The organism is Mycobacterium gordonae, from assembly GCF_001417955.2.
Taxonomy (GTDB): domain Bacteria; phylum Actinomycetota; class Actinomycetes; order Mycobacteriales; family Mycobacteriaceae; genus Mycobacterium; species Mycobacterium gordonae_B.
The window spans coordinates 70,197-78,536 of sequence record NZ_LKTM01000124.1; the positions used below are offsets into that span (position 1 = coordinate 70,197).

At 70.6% G+C, this 8,340-nt stretch carries 2 protein-coding genes; one reads left to right on the top strand and one right to left on the bottom strand.

Translation table 11 applies throughout. The features are described 5' to 3' along the window. The first annotated feature begins 292 nt into the window (after positions 1-292). On the top strand, positions 293-6,241 hold the full coding sequence (locus tag AO501_RS12825; RefSeq protein WP_156452514.1) for a PE family protein: 5,949 nt from the start codon (positions 293-295) through the stop codon (positions 6,239-6,241). Between the two features lie 77 nt (positions 6,242-6,318). Here AO501_RS12825 and AO501_RS37965 read toward each other — a convergent pair. Next, the coding region (locus AO501_RS37965) for an ATP-binding protein (RefSeq protein ID WP_197419830.1) at positions 6,319-8,340 on the bottom strand (2,022 nt) is incomplete at its 5' end.

Here is an 8,340-nt window from a genome sequence, read left to right on the forward strand (position 1 = left end):
AACAAGAGCCGACTCGCCCGCTGTCAACACGACACGCCGAAGTGCCCCTTCACATTCCTCTGCTGCGCTGATATACACGAAGGAGCAGTTGCTCTCTGGCACAGCTGATTTCGGGCAAAAGGTAGGACCACAAGGTCATTCGCAGACTATAAGATTCTGCCCGGAAATTCTTAGAGATAACGGGTTTAACCTCCTCTCCGTACGGGGATCTATTGCCCACGTGTTGCCCCTGTGACGATCGGGCGTCGTTGGGTCGCGGCTTGTTCCATTGGGGTCATCTGGGGAGATGGACATGTCCTTTGTCATTGCTGTGCCTGAATTCGTCGAAGCGGCGGCCGAGCAGCTTGCCGGTATCCGCTCATCATTGGTTGACGTGACTTCTGCTGCGGCAGGCGCGACGACCGAACTCGTGCCTGCGGCCGCGGACGAGGTGTCGGCCGCGATCGCCCGGCTGTTCGGCACCCTGGGTACCGACTACCAGGCTGTCAGCGCTCAAGCGACGGCGTACCACCAGGAATTCGTCGCAATGATGACCCAGAGCGCGACCGCATACGCGGCCGCCGAGGCGGTCAACGGTTCGGCGCTGGTGAGCCTCGACGGCTTCTTGTCGGCGTTGCAGAACGGCTTCGCCAACCTCGCCGCACAGGTGAACGCTGCTTTGGGCACCACCTTCGGCATTCCTGGCCTGGGCGGTTCGATCGGCGGGTCCGGCTCGCTGATGGGGAGCCTGGACGCGGGCGCGGCGCTGCGGGCGTTGGCCTCGCTGCCCAACCTGGGCGCGGGGCTGGCTCTGCAGACCGGCGGTGCCCTCTCGTCCGGACTTGGTGCCGGACTGACTCAGACCGGTCAAGCCATCGCCAACTCCGGCGTCGCCCTGCAGAGCCTTGGCGCCACTCTCACGGGCAACGGGGCCGCGTTGTTCGGCCCCGCCAACGCGGCCCTCGAAGCGTTCCTACGGACCGGCATCGGCGCCAACCTTTCTGCCGACCTCTCCGCCAGCCTGAACGCGAACTTCTCCGGCCTGACCGAACTCGCCCAGACCGGCGGAATGCTGGTCGGCAATTTCTTCGGAAGCCTCGGCGGCTTGGTGACCAACTTCGGCGCCACCCTGCCCGCGCTCAGCGCCCAACTCGGCGGCGCGCTCAATGCCGCCCTCACCGGCGGCCTGCCGGCGTTCCAGGCGGGCCTGAACGGACTCATCAGCGCGGGCCAGAACCTCGCCGGCAGCTTCAGCGCAGCGCTGCCCGCATTGGCCGGGCAGCTGAACGGCGCGTTGTCCGGCGCCTTCGGCACCGGCTTGGCCAGCCTCAACGCCGCGTTGAACGCGGCTCTCAGCGGCGGTCTGCCGACGCTGCAGGCCGGACTCAGCGGACTGATCAACGCGGGTCAAAACCTGGCAGCGAACTTCAGCGCGACGCTGCCCGCGCTGTCCGCGGCCCTCAACGGCGCCCTCTCCGGCAGCTTCGAAGCCAGCCTGGCCGGCCTGGAAGCCGCGCTGTCCGGCACCCTGAGCCTGCCGGCCCTGTCGGCTGCCCTGGAGGGCCTGGTCCAGACCGGCGCCAGCCTCGCCGGCAACTTCCCGGCACTTGCGGCGCAGCTCGCGGGTAACTTCGGCACCGGACTGGCCAGCCTGAACACTGCCCTCAACGCCGCGTTCAACGCCGCACTCAGTGGCGCTCCGGCTTTCCAGGGAGCCTTGAACGCACTGCTGAGCGCGGGCCAGAACCTGGCGGCAAACTTCAGCGCGGCGTTCCCCGCCCTGTCGGCATCGCTCTCCGGGGCGCTGTCCGGCAACCTGAGCGCGAGTCTGGCCGGACTGTCGGCCGCCCTCAACGGCGCATTCACCGGCGGCCTCAACGGGCTGACGGCCGCGCTGAACGCCGCTTTCGGCGGCGGGCTGCCGTCATTCTCCGCCGCGCTCAACGCCCTGGCCCAGACCGGAGCCAACCTGGCCGCCCAGCTCAGCGGCAGCTTCGGCACCGGACTCGCCGCGTTGAACGCCGCCCTCAACAACACCCTGGCCGCCGCACTCAACGGCGCGCTGTCCGCCGGCTTCAACGCCACGTTCCCGGCCATCAGTGCCGCCTTCCAGGGCGCGCTGAACGCCGCCCTGTCGGGCAGCCTGCCGGCCTTCCAGGCGTCCCTGGGTGCGTTGAACGGCGCGTTCCAGGCCGCGTTCAGCGCCGCGCTCGCCGGGGCGCCCGCGCTGACGGGCGCGTTGAATGCGTTGTTTGCCGCGGGTCAGAACCTCGCTGCGACGTTCACCGCCGGACTGCCGGCGCTGGCCGCCCAGCTCTCGGGGGCGTTCGGGGCGACGTTGCCGGCGTTGTCGGCGGCGTTCACCGGGGCGATCAACGCCGCGCTCTCGGGTAGCTTGCCGGCCTTCCAGGCCTCCCTGGGGGCGCTGTCGGGGGCGTTCAACGCCGCCCTGTCGGCCGCGTTCGCCGGGGCCCCGGCCCTGCAAGCCGGGCTCAATGCGCTGCTCAATGCCGGAGCCAACCTGGCCGCCAACTTCACCGGGGCCTTCCCCGCGCTGGCCGCGCAACTGTCGGCCGCTTTCGGTGGGGCCCTGCCCGCGCTGAACGCCGCGTTCTCGGCGACCCTGTCGGCGGCCCTCTCAGGCAGCCTGCCGGCCTTCCAAGCCTCCCTGGGGGCGCTGAATGCGGCGTTCCAGACCGCGCTGAACGCCGCCCTGGCCGGGGCCCCGGCCTTCCAGGCCGGCCTCAACGCCCTGATCAACGCCGGGGCCAACCTGGCCGCGACCTTCGCCGGTGCCCTGCCGGCGCTGTCGGCCAGCTTCCAAGCCACCCTGCCCGCGCTCAACGCCGCCCTCTCGGCGGCCCTGACCGCGGCGTTCTCGGGCAGCCTGCCGGCCTTCCAAGCCTCCCTGGCCGCCCTGTCCGGGGCGTTCAACGCCGCGCTGAACGCGGCCCTGGCCGGGGCCCCGGCCCTGCAAGCCGGCCTCAACGCCCTGCTCAACGCCGGAGCCAACCTGGCCGCCAACCTCGCCGCGGCCTTCCCCAACCTCTCGGCCGCCCTCAACGCCATGCTCAGCGTCAACCTCGACCTGGCCGGCCTCTCGGCAGCGTTGAACGCAGCCCTGGGAGGCAGCCTCAACGGCCTCTCGGCCGCGCTGAACGCCGCGTTCTCCGGTGCCCTGCCAGCCTTCTCAGCCAGCCTGGGCGCGATCAACACCGCCTTCCAAGGCGCCCTGAACGCCGCCCTGTCGGGCAGCCTGCCGGCCTTCCAAGCCTCCCTGGGCGCGCTCAACGGCGCGTTCCAGGCCGCGCTGTCGGCCGCCCTGTCCGGGGCCCCGGCCCTGTCCGCCGGATTCAACGCCCTGCTGGCCGCCAGCCAGAACCTGGCCGCCACCTTCGCCGGATCCCTACCCGCCCTGGCCGCCCAACTCTCGGGGGCGTTCGGGGCGACGTTGCCGACGTTGTCGGCGGCGTTCACCGGGGCGATCAACGCCGCCCTGTCGGGTAGCTTGCCGGCCTTCCAGGCCTCCCTGGGGGCGCTGTCGGGGGCGTTCAACGCCGCCCTGTCGGCCGCGTTCGCCGGGGCCCCGGCCCTGCAAGCCGGGCTCAATGCGCTGCTCAATGCCGGAGCCAACCTGGCCGCCAACTTCACCGGGGCCTTCCCCGCGCTGGCCGCGCAACTGTCGGCCGCTTTCGGTGGGGCCCTGCCCGCGCTGAACGCCGCGTTCTCGGCGACCCTGTCGGCGGCCCTCTCAGGCAGCCTGCCGGCCTTCCAAGCCTCCCTGGGGGCGCTGAATGCGGCGTTCCAGACCGCGCTGAACGCCGCCCTGGCCGGGGCCCCGGCCTTCCAGGCCGGCCTCAACGCCCTGATCAACGCCGGGGCCAACCTGGCCGCGACCTTCGCCGGTGCCCTGCCGGCGCTGTCGGCCAGCTTCCAAGCCACCCTGCCCGCGCTCAACGCCGCCCTCTCGGCGGCCCTGACCGCGGCGTTCTCGGGCAGCCTGCCGGCCTTCCAAGCCTCCCTGGCCGCCCTGTCCGGGGCGTTCAACGCCGCGCTGAACGCGGCCCTGGCCGGGGCCCCGGCCCTGCAAGCCGGCCTCAACGCCCTGCTCAACGCCGGAGCCAACCTGGCCGCCAACCTCGCCGCGGCCTTCCCCAACCTCTCGGCCGCCCTCAACGCCATGCTCAGCGTCAACCTCGACCTGGCCGGCCTCTCGGCAGCGTTGAACGCAGCCCTGGGAGGCAGCCTCAACGGCCTCTCGGCCGCGCTGAACGCCGCGTTCTCCGGTGCCCTGCCAGCCTTCTCAGCCAGCCTGGGCGCGATCAACACCGCCTTCCAAGGCGCCCTGAACGCCGCCCTGTCGGGCAGCCTGCCGGCCTTCCAAGCCTCCCTGGGCGCGCTCAACGGCGCGTTCCAGGCCGCGCTGTCGGCCGCCCTGTCCGGGGCCCCGGCCCTGTCCGCCGGATTCAACGCCCTGCTGGCCGCCAGCCAGAACCTGGCCGCCACCTTCGCCGGATCCCTACCCGCCCTGGCCGCCCAACTCTCGGCCACCTTCGGCGGTGCCCTGCCCGCATTGAACGCCGCGCTGAGCGCCACTTTCTCGGCGGCGCTCTCGGGTAGCTTGCCGGCCTTCCAAGCCTCCCTCGGCGCGCTGAACACCGCGTTCCAGACGGCGCTGACCGCCGCCTTGTCCGGGGCACCCGCCCTGCAGGCCGGGCTCAGCGCCCTGGCCACCGCCGGACAAAATCTGATCGCGGGCCTCGGCGCCGCCTTCCCGGCCCTGGCAGCGCAACTGTCGGCCACCTTCGGGGGCACCCTGCCCGCACTCAACGCCGCCTTCAACGCCACCCTCTCAGCGGCTCTCTCAGGCAGCCTGCCGGCCTTCCAAGCCTCCCTGGGCGCGCTGAACACGGCGTTCAATGCCGCGCTGAACGCCGCCCTGGCCGGGGCCCCGGCCTTCCAGGCCGGCCTCAATGCCCTGATCAACGCCGGGGCCAACCTGGCCGCCACCTTCGCCGGAGCCCTACCCGCGCTCACGGCCAGCTTCAGCGCCTCCCTGCCCGCGCTCAACGCCGCCCTCTCGGCGACGCTGACCGCGGCGTTCTCGGGCAGCCTGCCGGCCTTCCAAGCCTCCCTGGCCGCCCTCTCGGGAGCGTTCAACGCCGCCCTCAATGCGGCCCTGGCCGGGGCCCCGGCCCTGCAAGCCGGCCTCAACGCCCTGCTCAACGCCGGAGCGAACCTGGCCGCCAGCATCAATGCCGCGCTGCCCAACCTCTCGCTCACGTTGGCGGGACTGCTCTCGAGCAGCGTGAACCTGGCCGGGCTGTCCGCACTTCTCACAGGCAGCCTGCCGGCGTTCCAGGCCAGCTTGGCCGCGCTCAACGGGGCCTTCCAGGCCGCGGTGAACGCAGCCCTGTCCGGCGCTCCGGCCTTCCAGGCCGGCCTCAACGCGCTGATCTCTGCCGGACAGAACCTGGCTGCCACCTTCGCCGGATCCCTGCCGGCCCTGGCCGCGCAACTGTCGGGGGCTTTCGGGGCCACTCTGCCCGCCCTGTCGGCCGCATTCAGCGGCGCGATCAACGCCGCGCTGAGCGGGAGCCTGCCGGCATTCCAGGCCGGCCTGAGCGCCCTCAACGGCGCCTTCCAGGCCGCCCTGAACGCCGCCTTGGGCGGGGTCCCGGCGCTGCAAGCCGGCCTCAACGCCCTGCTCAACGCCGGAGCCAACCTCGCCGCGAGCATCAACGCCGCTCTGCCCAACCTGTCACTGGCCCTCAACGCTGCGCTCTCCGGCAGTCTCAACCTGGCCGGACTCTCCGCTGCCCTGAACAGCGGGATCACCGGCCTGCTGAACGCTGGTGGGACGCTCTCGGCCGGGTTGTCCTCGAGCTTGTCCGGACTGACCCAAACAGGCGCTGCGATCACCAGCAACCTGATGGCGGCGCTGACCGGCAGCGGTCAGACCGGCGCGGCGATCGCGGGCATCTGGCTGAACGCGCTCAACCAGGCGGCCGCGGTCTTCAACAACGCCCTCGGCGCCAGCTTCGGGGCCAGCCTGTCCGGGTTCGGCCAAACCGGCGGAGCTCTCGTCGCAGGTTTCGAGAACGCGCTGGCGGGACTTACGCAGACGGGCGGCACGTTGTTGGCGTCGCTGGACAACGCCGGCCTGACCCTCGGCGCCTCGATCCGCAACGTCCTGCTGAACCTGCAACTGGCGCTGCAGGCAGCGCTGAACGCCAGCTTCGGCGTCTCGGTCGGCACCTAAGCGCTAAAGCCCCCGACGACGCGGCACCGAACGTGTGGCAGCAGCTGCCCGTTCGGTGCCGCGTCCTTGGGTCTCGGCTAGACCGCGGCAGTGCGCTGGGAGTGGCGCTGCAATGCCGATCGCGCACGAGCCACCACCTCGGCGCCGTCGGGCTCGGACTCACCGTGAGCAGCGAAGCCGATCGGGCCCAGGCTTTCCTGCAGCGCACTCAGCTGATCGGCGTGTAATGGTGAAACCTTGCCTGCCTTGAGTTGTGCCCAGTGCAGGAACGCCACGTCGTCCCCGGCACCGAGCCGAAGAAGCAATTTCGTCACGTAGCGCAGGCTGATCCACAGTTCCGTCCAGTCGCCCACGCGGTCCCAGTGATCCAGGACGTCGTCGAACAATTGCGCCGCCGCGGCAGGATCACCGTGCACGGCACGAGTCGCAGCGGCCTCCATCAAAGCGATGCCGTACCACCAGAAGTTCTGTACGTCCCCGGCCAGGCTCGCCGCTTCGTCGAACAGGGCCAGGGCCCGGCCCGGTTCGGCCCGCTTGAGCAGGAATGCCAGGCCGAAGTAGGCGGTCGAGCGGGCTGTCGGGTTCCCGGTGGTTTCGGCGATCTCCACGCCTTCTCGCGCGGCCGGCAGATAGGGGTCGAAGTCGCCGCCCAAGACGCCGTGCAGTACTGCGCCGGTGGAGAGCGTCTGACCCAACCGGATCGGGTTTCCACCCCGCCGCGCCACCGCAACCTGTTCATCCCAGTAGTTGAGAACCCGGTCGACCTCACCCTCGTGCAGATCCAGATCGGCTAACACATCTCCGGGGAACGCGATCCGCGACGTACCGGGGCCGGGCACCCGTCCCCCAGCCAGCTCCGCCAGCCTGCGTGCCGCCGCATACTCACCGCGGGCCCAGGCACCCCGTGCGGCCGTTCCGACCACCGCGGGATACAGCGGGTGATCGGGTTCGGCGACCGCCGCGACGCGTTCGGCCCACCGGAACACCTCGTATCCGACGCGAATGCCGAAGATCTCCGCACACGCGGCGACCAGCCGTAGCGCGAGGTCGATGTTCTGCTCGGACATCGCCCGCTCGAATGCGGTGCGCAGGTTGTCGTAGTCGGGCAGCACCCGCTCGATCCATTCGCGTTCCTCTGCGGTCTCCACGCCGGCCCCGGCTCGCTCGGCCAGGTCGGTGAAGTATTCCGCGTGCCGAACTGCCAGCACTTTCTCGATTCCCAGTTCCTGCAGGCGATCTCGCCCGTACGCACGCAGGGTCTCCAGGACCGCGTAGCGGGTGTGGTCGGTCAGGTTGCGCACCACGACCATCGACTTGTCGACCAGACCGGCCAGCAAATCCAGCGTGTCGTCCTCGTCACCGTTGCCTGACACGGCGTGGGCAGCCGCCAGGTCGAAGGACCCCGCAAACACCGACAATTGCGCGAAAAACACCTGCTCACCCTCGGTGAGCAATCGATACGACCAATCGATGGTGGCCACCAGACTCTGCTGACGTGGCAATGCCCCGCGCAGCGCACCCCGCAGAAAGCCCAACCGATCCAACCGCCGCACCACATCGGCAGCGCTCATCACCCGCATCCGCGCCGCCGCCAGCTCCACCCCCAGCGGCAGACAATCCACCCGCCGGCAAATTTCCGCCACCGTTCCTGCCGGCTGCCCTTCCGCCCTGAATCCCGGCACACCGGCGCGCGCCCGGTCCACGAACAACCGCGTCGCATCCTCCACCGTCAGCGGCGCGATGACCACGATCTGCTCGCCCTCCACCCCCAATGCCTGACGGCTGGTGGCCAAGACCTCGATCCCCGGGCACTGACCCACAATGCGCTGAGCCAACCCCGCCGCCGCCTCCACCACGTGTTCACAGTTGTCCAGTACCACCAGCGCCCTCCGTGACCGCAGATACTCGATCACCGACTCCTCGATGCCCATCCCGTGCTGCTGCCGCAACCGCAGCGCCGCAGCCACCGCATGGCCTACCGCGTCACCGTTGTCCAACGGTCCCAACTCACACAGCCACACCCCATCGACAAACCGCTGCTGATCCCGACGCGCTATTTCCCACGCCAGCCGCGTCTTACCGACACCCCCCACCCCGAC